The organism is Synechococcus sp. MIT S9503 (genome assembly GCF_047304175.1).
Taxonomy (GTDB): Bacteria; Cyanobacteriota; Cyanobacteriia; order PCC-6307; family Cyanobiaceae; genus Synechococcus_C.
On sequence record NZ_CP138955.1, the window covers coordinates 1,202,018 to 1,218,360 of the forward strand.

The following is a 16,343-nucleotide window of genomic DNA, read 5'->3' on the forward strand; positions in this document are numbered from 1 at the left end:
GCCGAACTCAGTCAACCAACGATGACCGGCAACCAGTCTCGGACAATTCTGAGCAGGCAATATGTGGCAGGGCACTGCGTCAGGATTCGTGCTGTGTTCATCTGCAGCAAGCGCAGCCCGATGCAGCCCCTCACCTCAGCCTTCATTGATCAACTCCGTTTCAACGATGCGGGCCTGATCCCGGCAATCGCCCAGGACTGGCTCGATGGTGCGGTGCTGATGGTGGCCTGGATGAACAGGAACTCCATCGAACTGACACTCAACAGCGGGGAGGTCCACTACTGGAGCCGCTCACGCAAGGAGCTGTGGCACAAGGGCGCCACCAGCGGCCACACCCAGAAAGTGAGAAGCATCCGCTATGACTGCGATGCGGATGTGATCCTGATCACGATTGAACAGACAGGCGATGTGGCCTGTCACACCGGAGCTCGCAGCTGCTTTTACGAAGACAGTGATCAACGCGCCCCGGGGGGGCCGGAGTCGCTTGCACCCCCTGCTGACGCCTGCACAGAGCTGATGCGCGTGATCGAAAGCCGCCGGGATCATCCTGAGGAAGGCAGTTACACCAACAAACTGCTCAAGGGTGGTGACAACAGCATCCTCAAGAAAATCGGCGAGGAAAGTGCCGAGTTCGTGATGGCATGCAAAGACGACAACGCTGAGGAGATTGCCGGCGAGGCTGCCGACATCCTCTTCCATCTTCAGGTGGCCCTGGCCCATCACGGTGTGAGCTGGCGCCAGGTGCAGGAAGTGCTAGTGGCCCGTCGCGGAGCACCGCGCAGGCATTGATTCAGGGGGTGCAGGGAGATTCGGAACTGATCACCACTTCATCCCCGAGCTGCACGGTTTCGAGCAGCTCGGTCATCACATTGCGATCCACATTGATGCAGCCACCGGTGATCGACTGCCCCACCCTGCTGGGGTCGTTGGTGCCGTGGATGGCGAAGCTGTACCAGCGGAATTTGCCGTCATAGGTGTTGAAGCGAAACGGCTGAGGTGTTGCAGGCACAGGCTCCAGACTGATGTAGCCGAGCCCGTACTCACCGGTTTCACCATCACCTTTGAAGTCGATGGAACTCATGTTGCGGAAGAGATTCTCGCGCAGATAAGCCTCCGTCTTCCCCGACTGCTTCACCACGGAAGGATCCATCAGGAAACGATCATTACTGAGCACCGCATTGACGCGAAAGCTGCCCAGCGGAGTCCAGCCCTCCTCGAACGTTGAGCCGGCGCAGGCGATGCCGTTGCGCCCGTACCCCACCTTGAAGCGAATGGTTTCACCCTTGTGGTTCAACTCGCCTGTGCTGGCAGAAGGCTGGGCTCCATCGAGCTGGATCCTGATCCTGTCGCTGGCGGCGTTGCCTCTCCCGGAGAGGGGACCAGACGCACCACAACCGCCAATCGTCATGAGCACGACAGCCAGCAGCAGTGATCGTTGCAAACGCACTAACCACAACAACGTTGCAATCCTCAAGGCGGGCAACCGTTCTCTGGATGCAGCATGCCGACTTTTGCCCTGCCTGTCAGAAGCTCAGAGCATTGGCGGGGGACACTGTCACTTGCCCGCGGCAGGCGCAGGCTGGAGGGGCTCACCGAAGCGTGTGGGCTGATCGCGTAACCACTCCAGCGTGAGTCGATCAGCAGCGGATGGCGAAAGCACCGGCGCTGCTCCCTGAACCGGAGCCAGGGCATCGGCAGGATCATCACTGTGGCCCCAGAGACCGAAGGCGTGACCAAGCTCATGCAGCGCGGTTGCCTGCAAGGACTGAGCGCGCAGCTCCGGAGACACAAGCACCGTCACGCCTGGTTCCAGGCGCCAGACCTCATTGCGACGGACTTCCAGAAGTTGCAGCACGGCACGGCCATTGCTGGCTCGCCATCCGCCCGACAGCTGACGCCGGGGAGGGCGTCGGCGTTGCACACGGATATGGGCACGGCTGGGATCACTCACACGTGTGATCGGCAACAGAGGCATCCACTGATTCAGGGCCTCATCAACGGCATTCAGCCAGCGTTGCTCCCAACGATCCGCCACTTCAGCAGCAGCCGGCTCAACCCAAACACACCAGCGCGGCAACGATGGAATCCCGAAAGCCGTACTCGCCAGACGCGCCCCGTAGCCAGGCGCTGTGTCTGCAGCGGCTCCGTTGAAGGGCTGACCTTCGAGCTGCCGGACCTGCTGAACAGGCGGACAGGGATCTTCAAGCATCGGGCGAGCTACTCATGCAGCGGAAAGGCCTACACCGCGAGCCATCAGTGTGGCCAGCATCGGAACCATGGCAAAGCCCACCAGCTCCACATTGATGATCCAGCCCAGACGTGTTGCCAGCGACTGGCCCACCCTGGGCAACTCGCCCTTGCGCAGGGGAATCGCCCAGAGGATGTAGGTGACTGTGGGATACAGCGACAACCCCCCCACACTCAGATAGAGGCCCACCTTCCACCAGAACAGAGGGTTCTCCGTGTAGAACTCGCTGCCCTGACCGAAATACAGCACCCGCAGAATTCCTGTGACCAGCAGAGCCAGTGCCGCGATTCCATAAATGATGTCAGTGATCACCATGGCGGTGGCTGTCCTGCGATCGGGATCCGGACGAATCAGCCGGCGTTCCACCACCAATGCCGCAAAGCAGAGCATGAAGCTCAGGTAATGGATGTAGGCCACCCCAGCACTCTTGGCAATCTCCGGATTCAGCACGGTGGCCAGCGGCATGGTGGCGAAACATTTGTTGCTTGCGACAGTAGCGGCTGAAGGGAAACCACTGTCGCTTTCAGGCGGCCGATGTGCACAATTAATTCAATGCAAATATGAAGCGAAACGAATCACACTATGAACAAAACTTGAATTCCGAACAAATTCAAAATTACGTCTGAAATATGAATTCCGCAGTCTTCATTACACGTACCAGATAAAAAGACATTCGCCCTAGGTTCAAGGAAATCGGGCGTACATGTGATGGTGAGTTCACTGAGTGCATTTCTGGGCGAAATCGGCAGACATCAACTTTTGACACCTGAGCAGGAGTTAACCATGGGTCGCAAAGTGCAGGCCATGGTCGCTCTTATCGAACGCTGTCAGCTCGCTGGCGGAAGCGGGCCGGCATGCGAATACAGCGATGAAGAAAAGCGCACAATCAAACGCGGAGAGAGAGCCAAGAATCAGATGATCACCTCCAATCTCAGATTGGTGGTGAATCTCGCGAAGCGCTATCAGGGCAAGGGTCTTGACCTGCTGGACCTGATCCAGGAAGGCACCCTCGGACTCACACGCGCTGTTGAGAAATATGACCCAACCCGAGGTCACCGTTTCTCCACCTATGCCTACTGGTGGATCCGCCAGGGACTGAATCGTGCTCTTTCCACGCAGAGCCGCACCATTCGCATTCCTGTGAATGTGAATGAAAAACTCACCAAACTGCGTGCTGCGAAAGCTCGTCTGATGCAGAGCAATGGCTTACCACCAACATCGGAACAACTTGCCGAATCGATGCAAATCTCCCTCAGCGAGGTGGAGGATCTGCTCGGGTGTGAATTACGCAGCGTGACCGTCAGCCTGCAGGGAGTTGTGAAGTCAAAATCAGACCCATCAGAGCTGGTTGATGTTCTTCCCAGTGATGAAATTCCACCGATGGAACGCGCGGAAATCGCAGAAAGAACCGCTTCCGCATGGAAACTGCTGGATAAATCCAATCTCACCCCCAAGGAGCGAACCGTGGTGATGCTGCGATTCGGACTTGATGGCAGTCATGAATGGCGTACGCTCGCCGAGGTGGCCCGGCACATGAACTGCAGCCGTGAATACTGCCGTGAGGTGGTGCAGCGCGCCTTGCGCAAACTGCGCAAGACCGGCATCCAGCACGGCCTGGTTGAGATGAGCGTCTGAACGGGAACCCGACCTCAGGCCATTCGGCTGTCCACCTGTCGCATCACGTGTCAGAAGTGACAGTGTTGTTGATGACTGCTTTGCCACCTTCGCCATGACCTCTGGTTCACCGTCCGGCGCCACTGAGTTCAACGCGGAGGTGATTGATGCCGAGCTGCTCGACAGTGAAGTCATTGATGAGCCCGCATTCAGGCAACTGCTGAAGCGCGCTGGACGATCGATTGCCAGGCCGGCGCTTGAAGCGCTTGAGATGATGCTTGATCCGGCGACGCCCTCCCAGGCGAGGCTCACCCTGCTGGCGGCGCTGACCTATCTTCTCGTTCCCACCGATCTGATCCCGGACCTCCTGCCTGTGGCAGGTTTCACGGATGACCTGGTGGCCATCACCGCTGTGCTGGGACTGTGCCGGAATCACATCACCCCCGAGATCAGGCAGCGGGCACAACGCAGACTGGATCAATGGTTCCCGATCGGCCGCTCATGACTCGCTGGTCCAGAGACTTGGAGGATGACCTTGCAGCATTGCTGAAGGACTGGCTCAAGCAGCAGGGGCGAACGCAGTCTGATCTGCGCCGCAGCCTGAGAGCCACCTCCACGCGCATGCCTGCACTGATGGAGGTTCTGGGGCGCGAACATGCACTCGGTGGCATGCCACGGCTGGCGGCCAGACTCTGTTCCATCGAAGCGGAATGGGCAGCCGATCCAGGACATCCCGACCACGGCGATTCAGATGCAAGCAGCTCTCAGAGCAGCGCTGATCCTTTCGGTCAATTGGATCTGTTGCTTCGTGAAATCAGAGACGACTGCGCCAGCTGAACGCGATCACAGGCAACATGGGAATATCCCTTCTCTCCCTTCATGGTCTCCGTCCCGCAAAGACTGCTCGGTGTCAGCCTGCTCACTGCTGTCTCCGTGATGCTTCCCCAGGGCGCCATGGGTCAGTCAGAAGTGTGGCTCCTTGGCCCCAACAGCCGCACCGGTGAACAGAGCACGGTGGTGCCAACCGATTGCGTTGAAGGGGCGGATGGCTCCATCACCTGCAACACCAAAATCGTGAACCCGCCGGGAGATACACCAGCCAAGCCCTTCTTCAACCCGTTCAGCTCGAACTGAGACCAGTGATCAAGCCCCGTTTCAAACGTCGAAGCTTTCTGCAATGGGTTGATGCGGGCGAAAAGCAGGTCGCCATCGTGCTCACCGTGATCACTGCGGTGGTGATCGCGGCATCGATCGTGCAGCTCTCCATTCGCGTTGCCCTCTCGCTGATCACCAACGAACAGGATTCCTACTGGCTGGGCGATGGTTTGATCAGAATTCTCGGCGATCTGCTGACCGTGCTGATCGCCCTGGAGGTGCTGCAAAACATCACCAGCTACCTGCGTCGCCACGTCGTGCAGATCGAACTGGTTCTCGTCACGGCACTCACTGCAGTGGCCAGAAAAGTGATTGTTCTCCCTATTGGAGGCGATGACAAACCTCAGCTTCTGGTCGGCCTTGGCGTTTCCGCCATTGCTCTGGCCGGTGCCTACTGGCTGGTCAAACGCTCGATTGAGACTGATGGTCGCCTGGAGGCACACTCCAGTAGAGAGCGAGCCACACCGTTCCAGGATCAGAATCCGTCCTCTCAACCCGATGACGTCGACCGGCTGACAGCATCAACTGATCCCCCACGCTGAGTTCAATCGATTCATCCGGATCTTCAAGACGCAGCCTTGCACTGCCTCTCAGCACGGTGATCCATTCGTGCTCATTCTGCTCGTACCAGAAATCAACGGGGCTGCACGACCCGTTGGAACTGATTCTCGTCAATCGCCAATCCCTGCCCGAACACAGCTCTTCTTCGATTTCGTGCCCTGATGCGGCAGAGGCTGGAACAAGCAGATTGGAGGAAGTAGCAGCTTCAACAGTCGGTTCACCCCAGCGTCGGCCGATGCAATATCCCCATGACAAGGCCAGCTGAACCACGGCATTGTGATCTGAGCACGCAGCCAGCTGACGCCGACGCTCCGGATCAGCATCAATGCTGCTGACCAGTTCATTCAGCTGTTGAACCTTCAACAGGAAGCGCTGCAGATCTTCTTCCGCCATCCGTTCAGCAACGACTGTGGTGATCCTGTGAACACGCTATTGCCATTCATCGCAATCGGGCAGGAAGGCAGACTGAAATCTCCTGTCGATTGGTGGATGAAAACACTCCTGGCAGGAACGCTGGTGGTGATCGCACTGTTCTGGCAGGGGGCAGCTGCATGGGGCATCAGTGGATCTGGAGAACAATTGTTTGATCTGCACTGCGCCGGATGTCATCCCAACGGTGGCAATATCATTCGCCGAGGACGAACATTGAAGCTCAAGGCTCTGGAGAAACGAGAGCTCAACAATCCTGAAGCAATCGCGCAGATCGCGCGTGAAGGAATCGGGCAAATGAGTGGTTATGCCGATGCCCTTGGAGAAGGCAATGACAACGTCGTTGCCGAGTGGATCTGGCAACAGGCTCAGAACGCTTGGATCCAGGGATAAACATCCAGTTGAGTCCAGATTCCTTCACGCCAGTAGACATCAGCCTCCACAAGAGCGCGCACGGTTGATTCACTGTCTGACTCAAACACTCCAAAAACGTGAGTGCTGTCAACAGTTGGGCCGAGGGTGATCAATGTCCCATTTTCCTTGAGAGCGTTGAGACGCTCAAGATGCTCATCACGGAAGGGCACTCTTTTTTCCAATGCGTTGTCGCAATAGATCCCCCAGAGAACGAATCGAGCCATAGTTTCACCTCCGGTTGAAAAGAAACTGCGCCGAAAGGTTGGCACATGCTGCACATTAAGCGCTATGTTCAGGGGGTAGATTTCTTTAACGATGATGCTCACTGGTGCTGAACTCCTTGCGAAGGTCAAGGATTTAGGTGACGTCTCCAAAACAGACCTGGCAACAGCCTGTGGTTATGTCTCAAAAAAGAAGGATGGGTCTGATCGCGTTAACTTCACTGCTTTCTACGAAGCACTTCTCAATGCCAAGGGCATCGAACTTGGTGGTGGTTCAGCAGGTATAGGCAAGGGTGGTCGCAAACTTTCCTACGTGGCAACCGTGCAAGGAAACGGCAATCTCTTGATCGGCAAGGCTTACACCGCCATGCTTGATCTCAAGCCTGGAGATGAGTTTGAGATCAAGCTCGGGCGTAAACAGATTCGCCTCGTGCCAGTAGGCGGCGCCGACGAAGACGAAGATTGATTTTCAGCCGGCTGCTGCTCGCAGTTCCCGGCAAAATTCACCTGCTTCCGCCGCTGCGCAGCCCTGTTGTGCAGCGGCGATTCTTTTGACCAGAGCACTGCCGACGATGGCTCCATCAGCGCCCCATTCACGCACCTGACGAACCTGCTCAGGGCCGGAGATTCCAAAGCCAACGGCAACAGGACCCTTCTCACATTGTTTCAAGGAAGTGACAAGCAGACCGACACGTTCCTGAAGCGATGATCGCTCTCCGGTTACACCCGTGACACTGACCAGATAAGTGAACCCGCGACTTGCAGCAGCGATCCGTTTCCTCCTTGGTTCCGGAGTTGTTGGAGCAACAAGGAGTACAAGATCGAGGCCATGTTGTGCTGCCAAAGGTGAAAGACGTTCAGCCTCCTCAAGGGGAAGATCAGGAACAACCAAGCCCGAAACTCCGGCAGCGGCGGCTTCCGAAAAGAAACGTTCTGCTCCTCGATTCAGCAGAGGATTGCTGTAGGTGAACAGCACGACCGGCATTGTTAATTGTCCACGCAACCCACTCAACATCTCCAGAACTTTGGAGGGAGTGACGTTTTGCTCCAGCGCTCGGTGAGCTGCAGCCTGGATCACCGGCCCATCAGCCAGAGGATCGCTGTAGGGAATACCCAGCTCAACAACATCGGCTCCATGGTTCTGAAGACTGAGCAACACCTCACTGGTGCTCTTCAGATCAGGATCGCCAGCCATCACGAAGGGCATGAGTGCCAGACGCTGCTCTCGGGCGGTCTTCACAAAGACCTCTGCAATGCGCGAGGACACCTCTGTCACGGATTCTGAAACTGTGATGCAGGCGAGCCTAAAGGTCGACTGGAACTAGTCCGCTGCCTGACTGGACTCCTCTTCTGCAATCGAAGCCATCAAAGCCTGCTGCTGCTCCGGTGTCATGGCATCAAAACGTTCCTGAAGCTGCTGAGCGGTGAGGTCGTCATATCCGCTGCGGTAGCGACGGCGCTGCTGCATGTAGGTCATGCGCCCCGTCACAACCCTGAACAGATAGGAACTGGTCCAGACCAACACCACCACGATAAGAAGGGCCTCCGCGGCGATACCTGCGGAAAACCCTTCCAGTCCGAGGGCCTGAAACAGCCAGTAACCCAGACCGCCGGCCAGAAGGAGACCGAAGCCCAGTTTCAACACCCCGGCACGCGTCAACAGTCAGACCTCACCCTGGCCGCTGAAGCGGAGATTGAGAAATGGGGCGAACACAATCAATCCCGGGAAGAAGAGGAACACCAGTGAATAAATTCCAAGGCGCTCATACTTGCCCATCACGGGCCAGCGCCGGCTCATCCAGGCATAGAGCAGGAGAGGAACCACCACCAGATAGGCACCGCCCAGTGCCACATAGGCACCAATCACCAAAAGGGTTTCCAGGGAAATCACGTTGAAGAGAGTCTCCATGGTCAGCGAAAGGGCCACTAAAAGAGAATCTAGAATGCCGCATCGCTGCTGGTGACAGCTCACAGGCATCGATAAAGGCAATGCTATCCACAAACCTGTGTGTGCCTCGATGAAGACAACTGGATCAATCAGGTTGCTCTGATTCTTGCCGCTGCTGGCAACTGATTGCGGCAGGCATCCAAGCGGCACGACTGCAAAACAGACCACAAGCAGGTCATCCGCCTCGATCACGTCGACAACAATTCACCGGTTTCGTGACAGCTCAAGGGCGTCCACAACGCCAGCAGCGAGACGACAGATTCAGGCCAGCGGAAGCCGTTGCCAACGAAAAAGAGGGGCGACGTAAGCAACCTGAAATTTGTGTTCCATGGAATGAAAATCGAACTCGCCATACCAATCAACCCGGTACGCGCCTATCGAGATGCACCGGCAGACAGAGAACTGTTGGATGATGCAGCTATTTATCACTATTGGGCAAATAACAGAGAGATTGATTCGATAAATCGGGAGAATCCGACATCAGATTGTCCGAACGCATGGGTTCCTAAATCGTTACCAAAGATCAGGAAGTCTGGGATCAAATTGCAGATTTCTTTTCAAGGCTTTCGCCTACCTGAACATGAAGAAAGAAAGTGCTTGAGTCGTCAACGCAAGGAAGAGACCAGCCCTGTTGCAAGTGGGGCTTCAACAGGATTTTCGTTCTATGGCATGAGAAACTTTGACACAAACAAATAACTTTGGAAAAACATCGAAAGCAATTAGTATGTTATTTCAACTTTCGAGGAATGTAACCCCGAGAACGCAACGCTTTCAAGTTGTCTCACTGGCAACCAAGCGTGTAGAATCAACCCACCTCTCAGAAAACCGAGAGAACACCAGGGAGCATGGCGGAATTGGTAGACGCCCCAGACTTAAAATCTGTTGTCAATTTATTGACGTGCGGGTTCAAGTCCCGCTGCTCCCATAAATAACTTGCAATCACCCGCGCAGATCCATACTTCGGAGTTACATCACGATGATCTGCAGAGTTCTTACCTCAATGAGGCGGGATGAAACATCCCAGATTGAGAGCCAGCTTGTTCATGTGCTTGTGCGAGGAGCGGTGTGTGCGTGTTCCAAAAGTCTTGGATTGGCCTCCCTGAGAAAGACCACCAAATGCATGCCAATCGCGTTTCAGTCGCCTGAAACAACCCATGGTTCATCAACAAACTCTCTCGACATGGTTCTTTTGCTCGAGCAAATCCGCTGGAACGAGCAACGACCTGCCTGGCAACAGGAGACTCCGGGCACTGCCAAGGACACGGACATGTCGCTCACAGCGCCGAACGAATGCAGGTCTTGGCAGGGCATGGAGGCTTCCTTGAAACCTTTTCTGAAGGCATGAATCGTGGTTGAGCCGGCGGCTCCTCAGTCACAGGCTCCGTCGAATCCGATCAATCCTCCAGTCGTGCCTGCTGAATGCCCTAAGTGCTCTCTATGAGACTCAACACCATTCCTTAAAGCACAAGTGGTTGAAGGAATGACTCCTAGCACTTGAATCTCCGGCTTCAGCTGGAGTAACAAGGACGTGACGAGGAACACCTATGACGAAGCGAGAAGCGAACGCTTTTTTCATCAAGGAGGTCATGGAGATGGCCGATAAAAACCGCTGGATTTCCCCCAACAGGGTCAAGCTGGCTTCAATGATCCTTCTGGGCCGTGGTCAAGACAATCGATAAGACCTGGCTGAAAGGAGCAGCTCAGCGATGTCAGATCAATTTCCATGACGTGACTAGGCGCGAAAAAAGAACAGGAGTATGTTTACGCTTCTTTGAAATCGTTGAGACAGATTAAATATATACCGAAAAGTTTCATCGACCTCAATACAAGCAATTTGAGTTTATTGAAGCCAAAAGTTTTAACAGGAACATTAATAGAGAAGACTCTTCTCTGCTTGTTTGCACACAGAGTGGAATATCCCACTGCTGATGACTTGGATTGAACTTTGCTTGACCTGCATCAGACTGAAGAGCAACCATTGAGGAGTCCTGCATAGATGACGCATGAAGCAAGCCACTCAACACTTCTATTGATTGCTCAGGTGATCGCTCTGAGTGATGGATCCATCTCCGAAGAGGAGGAAAAAATGATCTTGGGGTTACCGGATCAACTTGGCTTGAAAGCTGTACCTCGGATAACCCAGGAGAACCTCCCAAAACTATCAAACCTGGGCAAACAACTCAGCAGCCACGGAGACCGTTGCCTTGCTGCACGTATCGCAGGATTAGTCGCAGGAGTTTCACGCAACCCCGAGGATCAGCTCGACATCAATGCTGATGCACGTTCAGCATATCGAGAATTGATTACAACTTTAAAGCTTGAAGAAAGCGAACTTGAGGAAATTGAATTCAGTGTTCGAAAACAGCTCAGCGAGAGCAGATCTCTGCTCCAGAGCATTGGAGATGCTTTGTTTGGCAAAGACAATTGGCCTGATGAAGCCCTGCCTTCAATGAATCTAGACATCTCTGAGCATATCTAGTGCAAAGCAATACCTCGTATTGCAATCAAAAAATGATCAGATCATTCTGGACCTGCTGGCTAAGTACAGTTCTGAAGAAAAGAAAAGGGGCCTGGATGAGTGGGATTGTGTCGCTGAGCGAAACTGGAGTCCCAGATGAAGACGAAGCAGGAGTGCTTGCACTGGCACTGGAAAGCGTGGCTGAAAGTTGCACCAAAACAAAACGGATAACAAACAGGCAGAAAAGCCAGAGGGCAATCCAGAGAGCAACTAGTGGAAAAAATGAACGAATAATTTTTCAAAAAACATCAAATATCAAATACTTCGCCCAATGTTTGTGATGAAGATCCTGTTGGTGTTCATGCCCCCTGCTCCCGTCACCGTTCATGGTCAAAGCCTTTGCATGATGGGCATTCCAGAGCACCCTCACTAGCTTCTGGGACAGGAGAGTGGTTCGTTCATGTCGACTTCGGCGATCTCCAGCTCTCAGTTAGGAGAGGAACCTGCAGAACTCGTTCGCTGCAGAGAGCGCGACGGGAACCATCAACCCTGGGATCGATGGGGAACATATCTCAGCGACAGACAGTGGGGAACGGTTCGCGAGGATTACTCCGCTGACGGCAATGCCTGGGAATCATTTCCCTTTGACCACAGCCATCTGCGCACTTATCGCTGGGGCGAAGACGGGCTGCTCGGCTACAGCGATGAGCAGGGCCTGCTCTGTTTCGCCCCGGTGCTCTGGAACGGCGAGGATCCCGTTCTGAAAGAACGCCTCTTCGGCCTCGGCAATCCCGAGGGCAATCACGGTGAAGACATCAAGGACATGATGTATCACCTGGCCGGCACGCCCACTGGCAGTTACGCCAAAGCGCTCTACCGCTATCCGCAGAAGCGCTTCCCATACGAACAGCTCAGGGATGAGAACAGGCGGCGCGGTCGAGAACAGCAGGAATTCGAGCTGGTGCACACAGGCATCTTCGCTGAAAACCGTTTCTTCGATCTGGAGGTCGAATACGCCAAGGCATCACCGGAGGATGTGCTGATCCGTCTCACGCTCACCAACCATGGACCTGACAGCGCCGAACTCCATCTGCTTCCCAGCCTCTGGTTTCGCAACACCTGGGAATGGGGCAGGAACGAGGAGCCTGACAACGGCAGACCATCACTTTGCTTGCAGGATGACCTGCTGGTCAGCAGTGATGTTGCGGGGCTGGGCTCCTACGGGCTGAGTTGCAGCGAGACTGGAACCTGGCTGTTCACCGAAAACGAGACCAACACACAGCGGCTTTACAACCAGCCTCTGAAGCAGCCCTACGTGAAAGATGCCTTTCACCGATATCTGATCGAAGCGCAGGCTGATGCTGTGAATCCGGATCAGACCGGAAGCAAGGCCGCTCTGCATCTGCAGCGCAGGCTTGATCCAGGTGAGGTCTGGCAGGTGGATCTGAGACTTTGCCGACGCGAGACCAGCGGAAGGTCTGCGACAACAGCGCCCGAGTCGATCGCAGTCTCCGCCCTCATTGAGCAGCGTCGCCAGGACTGGCAGGACCACCTGCACTGGGTGGCACCGGGTCTCGACAATGAGGACAGAGCCATTCACGCAGCAGCTGCGGCAGGTCTGTTCTGGTGCCGCAAGTTCTACGGCTGGTACGTGGCTCGCTGGCTGCGAGGCGACAGCAACTCAGCCAAGCCGCCCGAGGAGCGCTGGCACAGCGAAAACGCTTACTGGCGCAACCTCCGGGCACGCAACATCATTTCCATGCCTGACTGCTGGGAGTATCCCTACTTCTGTCAATGGGACCTGATGTTCCATGCGGTGGCGTTTGCGGAGCTTGATCCAGGCGAAGCCAAGCGCCAGTCGCGCATGCTGCGCCAGGCGTCCTACACCGCCAACAATGGTCAGTCGCCGGCTTATGAATGGGCACTCTCCGATGCCAACCCACCGATCGGTGCCTGGGCAGCGCTGCGTATTTTCCAGATCTCCAGACGCTGCTATGGCCGCAATGACTATCCCTTTCTGCGTGCAAGCCTGCGCGAACTGCTTCTGGAGTACGGGTGGTGGGCCAACCGCACAGACCGTAACGGCGACAGTCTTTTCGAAGGTGGATTCCTTGGACTCGACAACATCGCGATCTTCGATCGCCGCTACCCCCTGAAGGATGGGAGCCGTATCGAGCAGTCGGACGGCACAGCCTGGATGGGCATGCTCAGCCTGAACATGCTCGAGGCATGCGTTCTGCTGTCTGAAGACAGAGAGGAATACAAAAGCCTCTGCGAACGGTTCGTGACTGACTTCAGTCGTCTCACCTACGCCCTGAACAGCCCCAGCGGGCGTGGCTTCGTCAACTGGGACGAGCAGGACGGTTTCTACTACGACGTGCTCAGGCGCCCGGACGGAAGCAGTGATTACCTGAGGACACGGTCTCTGAGCGGCCTGATTCCGCTGCTCGCCATCGCCACATTTGATGCCTCCACTGTCGAAGCCATCCCCTCACTTGATGTGCGCAGCTATCTCACGGATCTGGGAGAGGAGCGCGGGGCGCCGTTTGAGGCGATCAGCCATCTGGGTTCATGGCATCGCGATCGTGTGCTGTTCTCGATCGTGCCGCCTGATCGACTGCGGCGGATTCTCACCAGGGTCTTCGACGAGCAGGAATTTCTCTCAGCTTACGGAATCCGCAGTCTCTCCAAGGTGTATGAAAAAACTCCCTACTCCTATCAACAGGGTGACGACTACGCGACGATCAGCTACAGCCCCGCTGACAGTCCCGTCGCGATGTTCGGAGGTAACTCCAACTGGCGTGGACCGGTCTGGATGCCGATCAACTATCTGCTGATCGAAGCTCTGCAGAAATTTGGCCATGCCCTCGGAGACGAATTCAGGATGGAATTCCCGACAGGTTCTGGACGTGAACTGAACCTCTGGCAGATCTCACTTGAACTGGAGACGCGGCTGGTTGGCATCTTCAGACGGGATGCCGAGGGACGACGTGCCTTCAACGGAGATGTGGAGCTGTTTCAGAACGATGCAGCCTGGCAGGACCTATTCCAGTTCAATGAATACTTCAACGGCTGCACCGGCGCTGGCGTCGGCGCCAGCCACCAGACGGGCTGGACGGCTGTTGTCGCCAAAATGATCACTCAACTGCATCGCTGGGGCTGAAGGCCGCCAACACAGCACGCTTCGCGTTGACCGCCGTTCAGACAGGGAGCACTGACAGCTCCAGAAAAAACGGCTATCGAGAAGCTGTCCTGCCCTGACTGTCATGGCCACTCAGGTCCCCAATGCAATGGAGCCCCTGTGTCTGCGTGACAAGGTGATCATCGTGACGGGCGGCAATTCCGGTATCGGCAAGGCAATCGTGGAAGCGGTTGGTTCCCTTGGAGCCAAGGTCGTGATCGACTACCGCTCACACCCGGATCAAACCGAAGAACTGGTGGAGGAGATCGGTGAGCTTGGGGGCCAGGCCATCGGTGTTCAGGCCGATGTTGGGAAACTGGAGGATCTTCAGCGCCTGGTCGACACCGCCGTGAAGACCTTCGGAAAGGTTGACGTGATGGTGAACAACGCCGGCATCGAGACCAGAACCTCGATCCTCAACACCACGCCCGATGACTTTGACAGAGTTCTCAACGTCAATCTGCGTGGAGTGTTCTTTGCAACCCAGTTCGCCGCGAAACAGATGATCGCGCAGGGACATGGTGGGCGCATCATCAACATCTCCTCTGTCCATGAGGACTGGCCAATGCCGAACAACACGCCTTACTGCGTGGCCAAGGGAGGAGTCCGCATGCTCACCCGCACAGCAGGGGTGGAATTGGCCAGCCAGGGCGTCTCGATCGTGAACCTGGGTCCGGGTGCTGTGGCCACGCCGATCAACGAATCCACGATGAAGGATCCCGAGTTGCTCGCCAAACTCAATTCCGCAATCCCTGTGGGTCGAATGGCGGAACCGAAGGAGATTGCATCTGTGGTGGCATTCCTGGCCAGCGACGGTGCCAGTTACATGACGGCCACCAGTGTTTTCGCAGACGGCGGGATCATGATGAGCAGCCCAGGGCTTTGATCAACCAGCTCTGCGTCGGTCGTTCAACAACTGGGAACCCTGACTGGAGCTCTCCGCTGGGTCAGAAGAACGCCTTGCACCAAGTATTAGAGATGGCTTGGCCGGGCCAGGTTCAGCTTCCACCGGAAGCTTGATCCAGTTCAACAGACCAGGCCAGAGTTTCTCCGGCATGGAACAGCAGCGGCCATTCACTGTCGGGAAGAGCGTCATCCCCGATTCGAGCGGATTCGGGCGGAACCAGGCGCGCTGGAACGGATTGCTCCCGTCGAACCAGCTTCACGATGTCGGTGTTGAGCGGCATGCCGTAGAAACGAGGACCGTGCTCGCTGGCGAAGCCCTCGAGATGTTCAAGAGCTCCCTCCTGTTCAAACACGGCGGCATAACTCTCCAGTGCGTGCAGGGCATTGAAGATGCCCGCGCAACCGCAGGATGACTCCTTGCCGGAGCGGGGATGGGGAGCGGAATCCGTACCGAGGAAAAAGCAGGACAAACCACTGGTCGCAGCCTTGACCAGAGCCCTGCGATGGCATTCCCGCTTCACCACCGGCAGGCAGTAGAAGTCGCTGCGCAGGCCGCCGATGAACATCGCGTTGCGGTTGAGATGCAGATGATGCGGAGTGATCGTGGCGGCGATCCGGTCATCACCGTTCTGATGAGCCTCTCGGATGTAAGTCGCCGACTCCTCGGTGGTGATGTGCTCCAGCACGATGCGCAGGCGCGGGTGGCGCTGGCGGAGAGGTTTCAGATGCCATTCAATGAACATGGCCTCACGATCGAAGACATCCACATCCGGATCCGTGACCTCGCCGTGAATCAGCAGGGGCATGTCAATGGCCTCCATCCGCGTCAGCACGGCCGAGATCCTGGAGAGGTCGCTCACACCGGCCGCTGAATTGGTGGTCGCATTGGCGGGGTAGAGCTTGGCCGCCCGGAATGCACCCAGGGCGAATCCTCTGGCCAGCTCATCCGGATCGAGATCATCCGTGAGATAGGCCGTCATCAGCGGCTCGAAGCTGATGTCATCCGGCAGAGCTTCGAGAATCCTGCGGCGATAGGCCACAGCCTCAACGACCGAGGTCACCGGAGGCCTGAGGTTGGGCATCACAATGGCCCTGGCAAAGGTTCTCGCCGTGGCCGGCAGCACAGCACGGAGCATGCTCCCGTCCCTGAGGTGCACGTGCCAGTCATCCGGACGGCGGAGCACGAGGGACGTTGGAACCTCCGCCAA

Annotated in this window: 21 protein-coding genes, 1 tRNA gene and 1 pseudogene; 14 read left to right on the forward strand and 9 right to left on the reverse strand. The window is 56.2% G+C overall.

Annotated features, from left to right (window positions below; genetic code table 11):
* Window positions 1-120: 120 nt before the first annotated feature.
* Window positions 121-789 (forward strand): bifunctional phosphoribosyl-AMP cyclohydrolase/phosphoribosyl-ATP diphosphatase HisIE, encoded by a 669-nt coding sequence (gene hisIE, locus SIB56_RS06865; RefSeq protein ID WP_413327191.1) that lies wholly within the window; start codon window positions 121-123, stop codon window positions 787-789.
* A 1-nt stretch (window position 790) separates the two neighbouring features.
* Here the strand turns inward: hisIE and SIB56_RS06870 are convergent, their stop codons facing one another.
* The 3 genes from SIB56_RS06870 to SIB56_RS06880 form a co-directional block, all read right to left on the reverse strand.
* Window positions 791-1,474, reverse strand: a complete 684-nt coding sequence (locus tag SIB56_RS06870) for a L,D-transpeptidase (RefSeq protein WP_413326731.1) — start codon at window positions 1,472-1,474, stop codon at window positions 791-793.
* A gap of 81 nt (window positions 1,475-1,555) precedes the next feature.
* Window positions 1,556-2,209, reverse strand: coding sequence for a peptidase (locus tag SIB56_RS06875; protein ID WP_413326733.1), 654 nt, complete (start codon window positions 2,207-2,209; stop codon window positions 1,556-1,558).
* Between the two features lie 12 nt (window positions 2,210-2,221).
* A complete protein-coding gene (locus SIB56_RS06880; RefSeq protein ID WP_413326735.1) occupies window positions 2,222-2,713 on the reverse strand; it encodes a DUF2214 family protein in 492 nt (163 codons plus the stop codon).
* Window positions 2,714-2,956: 243 nt separating this feature from the next.
* Here SIB56_RS06880 and SIB56_RS06885 point away from each other — a divergent pair, with 243 nt between their 5' ends.
* The 5 genes from SIB56_RS06885 to SIB56_RS06905 all read left to right on the forward strand — a co-directional run bounded on the left by SIB56_RS06885 (window position 2,957) and on the right by SIB56_RS06905 (window position 5,559).
* Window positions 2,957-3,883 (forward strand): sigma-70 family RNA polymerase sigma factor, encoded by a 927-nt coding sequence (locus SIB56_RS06885; RefSeq protein ID WP_413326737.1) that lies wholly within the window; start codon window positions 2,957-2,959, stop codon window positions 3,881-3,883.
* A gap of 94 nt (window positions 3,884-3,977) precedes the next feature.
* Complete coding sequence (locus SIB56_RS06890) at window positions 3,978-4,367, forward strand: YkvA family protein (protein WP_413326739.1); 390 nt, start codon at window positions 3,978-3,980, stop codon at window positions 4,365-4,367.
* Window positions 4,364-4,699, forward strand: coding sequence for a hypothetical protein (locus SIB56_RS06895; RefSeq protein WP_413326742.1), 336 nt, complete (start codon window positions 4,364-4,366; stop codon window positions 4,697-4,699). The genes SIB56_RS06890 and SIB56_RS06895 overlap by 4 nt, the downstream gene beginning before the upstream one ends.
* 42 nt (window positions 4,700-4,741) lie before the next feature.
* A complete protein-coding gene (locus tag SIB56_RS06900; RefSeq protein WP_413326744.1) occupies window positions 4,742-4,996 on the forward strand; it encodes a hypothetical protein in 255 nt (84 codons plus the stop codon).
* Between the two features lie 5 nt (window positions 4,997-5,001).
* Window positions 5,002-5,559 carry a phosphate-starvation-inducible PsiE family protein gene (locus tag SIB56_RS06905; RefSeq protein WP_413326746.1) on the forward strand — a complete coding sequence of 186 codons (558 nt, stop codon included), beginning with the start codon at window positions 5,002-5,004 and terminating at the stop codon, window positions 5,557-5,559.
* Here SIB56_RS06905 and SIB56_RS06910 read toward each other — a convergent pair.
* A pseudogene (locus SIB56_RS06910) lies at window positions 5,522-5,971 on the reverse strand (Nif11 domain/cupin domain-containing protein); the annotation flags it as partial. The gene SIB56_RS06905 and the pseudogene SIB56_RS06910 sit on opposite strands and share 38 nt — an antisense overlap.
* Window positions 5,972-6,067: 96 nt before the next feature.
* On the opposite strand from SIB56_RS06910, the gene SIB56_RS06915 reads away from it, so the two are divergent.
* Entirely contained in the window at window positions 6,068-6,400 is a 333-nt protein-coding gene (locus tag SIB56_RS06915) for a c-type cytochrome (protein ID WP_413327193.1), read from the forward strand.
* Here the strand turns inward: SIB56_RS06915 and SIB56_RS06920 are convergent.
* Window positions 6,376-6,645 carry a YciI family protein gene (locus tag SIB56_RS06920; protein WP_413326748.1) on the reverse strand — a complete coding sequence of 90 codons (270 nt, stop codon included), beginning with the start codon at window positions 6,643-6,645 and terminating at the stop codon, window positions 6,376-6,378. The two genes, SIB56_RS06915 and SIB56_RS06920, sit on opposite strands and share 25 nt — an antisense overlap.
* Window positions 6,646-6,739: 94 nt before the next feature.
* Here SIB56_RS06920 and SIB56_RS06925 point away from each other — a divergent pair, with 94 nt between their 5' ends.
* The gene (locus tag SIB56_RS06925; RefSeq protein WP_413326750.1) at window positions 6,740-7,108 is read left to right on the forward strand and encodes an AbrB family transcriptional regulator; all 369 of its coding nucleotides are present in this window, start codon (window positions 6,740-6,742) and stop codon (window positions 7,106-7,108) included.
* A gap of 3 nt (window positions 7,109-7,111) precedes the next feature.
* On the opposite strand, the gene trpA is transcribed toward SIB56_RS06925, so the two are convergent.
* Genes trpA through SIB56_RS06940 form a run of 3 tightly spaced genes read right to left on the reverse strand, consistent with a single transcriptional unit; the run spans window position 7,112 to window position 8,551 of the window.
* Entirely contained in the window at window positions 7,112-7,918 is an 807-nt protein-coding gene (trpA, locus tag SIB56_RS06930) for a tryptophan synthase subunit alpha (RefSeq protein ID WP_413326752.1), read from the reverse strand.
* A gap of 45 nt (window positions 7,919-7,963) precedes the next feature.
* Window positions 7,964-8,302, reverse strand: a complete 339-nt coding sequence (locus tag SIB56_RS06935) for a DUF3007 family protein (RefSeq protein WP_413326754.1) — start codon at window positions 8,300-8,302, stop codon at window positions 7,964-7,966.
* Between the two features lie 3 nt (window positions 8,303-8,305).
* Window positions 8,306-8,551, reverse strand: coding sequence for an NAD(P)H-quinone oxidoreductase subunit L (locus tag SIB56_RS06940; protein ID WP_413326756.1), 246 nt, complete (start codon window positions 8,549-8,551; stop codon window positions 8,306-8,308).
* 372 nt (window positions 8,552-8,923) lie between these two features.
* Between SIB56_RS06940 and SIB56_RS06945 the strand changes: the two genes are divergently transcribed.
* From SIB56_RS06945 to SIB56_RS06970, 6 genes are all read left to right on the forward strand, one after another.
* The gene (locus SIB56_RS06945) at window positions 8,924-9,286 is read left to right on the forward strand and encodes a hypothetical protein (RefSeq protein WP_413326758.1); all 363 of its coding nucleotides are present in this window, start codon (window positions 8,924-8,926) and stop codon (window positions 9,284-9,286) included.
* Between the two features lie 143 nt (window positions 9,287-9,429).
* A tRNA-Leu gene (locus SIB56_RS06950) sits at window positions 9,430-9,515 on the forward strand.
* Between the two features lie 195 nt (window positions 9,516-9,710).
* Window positions 9,711-9,935 (forward strand): hypothetical protein, encoded by a 225-nt coding sequence (locus tag SIB56_RS06955; RefSeq protein WP_413326761.1) that lies wholly within the window; start codon window positions 9,711-9,713, stop codon window positions 9,933-9,935.
* 651 nt (window positions 9,936-10,586) lie between these two features.
* On the forward strand, window positions 10,587-11,069 hold the full coding sequence (locus SIB56_RS06960) for a TerB family tellurite resistance protein (RefSeq protein ID WP_413326763.1): 483 nt from the start codon (window positions 10,587-10,589) through the stop codon (window positions 11,067-11,069).
* A 439-nt stretch (window positions 11,070-11,508) separates the two neighbouring features.
* Complete coding sequence (locus tag SIB56_RS06965) at window positions 11,509-14,211, forward strand: MGH1-like glycoside hydrolase domain-containing protein (RefSeq protein ID WP_413326765.1); 2,703 nt, start codon at window positions 11,509-11,511, stop codon at window positions 14,209-14,211.
* 127 nt (window positions 14,212-14,338) lie between these two features.
* A complete protein-coding gene (locus SIB56_RS06970) occupies window positions 14,339-15,115 on the forward strand; it encodes an SDR family NAD(P)-dependent oxidoreductase (protein ID WP_413327195.1) in 777 nt (258 codons plus the stop codon).
* 112 nt (window positions 15,116-15,227) lie between these two features.
* Here the strand turns inward: SIB56_RS06970 and pyrC are convergent, their stop codons facing one another.
* Complete coding sequence (pyrC, locus tag SIB56_RS06975; protein WP_413326767.1) at window positions 15,228-16,343, reverse strand: dihydroorotase; 1,116 nt, start codon at window positions 16,341-16,343, stop codon at window positions 15,228-15,230.

What these genes read in the sequence shown, in the direction of transcription:
- hisIE (WP_413327191.1), top strand. Translation starts at nt 121, where the DNA reads ATGCAGCCCCTCACCTCAGCCTTCATTGATCAACTCCGTTTCAACGAT.
- SIB56_RS06875 (WP_413326733.1), bottom strand. Translation starts at nt 2,209, where the DNA reads ATGCTTGAAGATCCCTGTCCGCCTGTTCAGCAGGTCCGGCAGCTCGAA.
- SIB56_RS06880 (WP_413326735.1), bottom strand. Translation starts at nt 2,713, where the DNA reads ATGCCGCTGGCCACCGTGCTGAATCCGGAGATTGCCAAGAGTGCTGGG.
- SIB56_RS06885 (WP_413326737.1), top strand. Translation starts at nt 2,957, where the DNA reads ATGGTGAGTTCACTGAGTGCATTTCTGGGCGAAATCGGCAGACATCAA.
- SIB56_RS06890 (WP_413326739.1), top strand. Translation starts at nt 3,978, where the DNA reads ATGACCTCTGGTTCACCGTCCGGCGCCACTGAGTTCAACGCGGAGGTG.
- SIB56_RS06895 (WP_413326742.1), top strand. Translation starts at nt 4,364, where the DNA reads ATGACTCGCTGGTCCAGAGACTTGGAGGATGACCTTGCAGCATTGCTG.
- SIB56_RS06900 (WP_413326744.1), top strand. Translation starts at nt 4,742, where the DNA reads ATGGTCTCCGTCCCGCAAAGACTGCTCGGTGTCAGCCTGCTCACTGCT.
- SIB56_RS06915 (WP_413327193.1), top strand. Translation starts at nt 6,068, where the DNA reads ATGAAAACACTCCTGGCAGGAACGCTGGTGGTGATCGCACTGTTCTGG.
- SIB56_RS06920 (WP_413326748.1), bottom strand. Translation starts at nt 6,645, where the DNA reads ATGGCTCGATTCGTTCTCTGGGGGATCTATTGCGACAACGCATTGGAA.
- SIB56_RS06925 (WP_413326750.1), top strand. Translation starts at nt 6,740, where the DNA reads ATGCTCACTGGTGCTGAACTCCTTGCGAAGGTCAAGGATTTAGGTGAC.
- SIB56_RS06940 (WP_413326756.1), bottom strand. Translation starts at nt 8,551, where the DNA reads ATGGAGACTCTCTTCAACGTGATTTCCCTGGAAACCCTTTTGGTGATT.
- SIB56_RS06945 (WP_413326758.1), top strand. Translation starts at nt 8,924, where the DNA reads ATGAAAATCGAACTCGCCATACCAATCAACCCGGTACGCGCCTATCGA.
- SIB56_RS06955 (WP_413326761.1), top strand. Translation starts at nt 9,711, where the DNA reads ATGCCAATCGCGTTTCAGTCGCCTGAAACAACCCATGGTTCATCAACA.
- SIB56_RS06960 (WP_413326763.1), top strand. Translation starts at nt 10,587, where the DNA reads ATGACGCATGAAGCAAGCCACTCAACACTTCTATTGATTGCTCAGGTG.
- SIB56_RS06965 (WP_413326765.1), top strand. Translation starts at nt 11,509, where the DNA reads ATGTCGACTTCGGCGATCTCCAGCTCTCAGTTAGGAGAGGAACCTGCA.
- SIB56_RS06970 (WP_413327195.1), top strand. Translation starts at nt 14,339, where the DNA reads ATGGAGCCCCTGTGTCTGCGTGACAAGGTGATCATCGTGACGGGCGGC.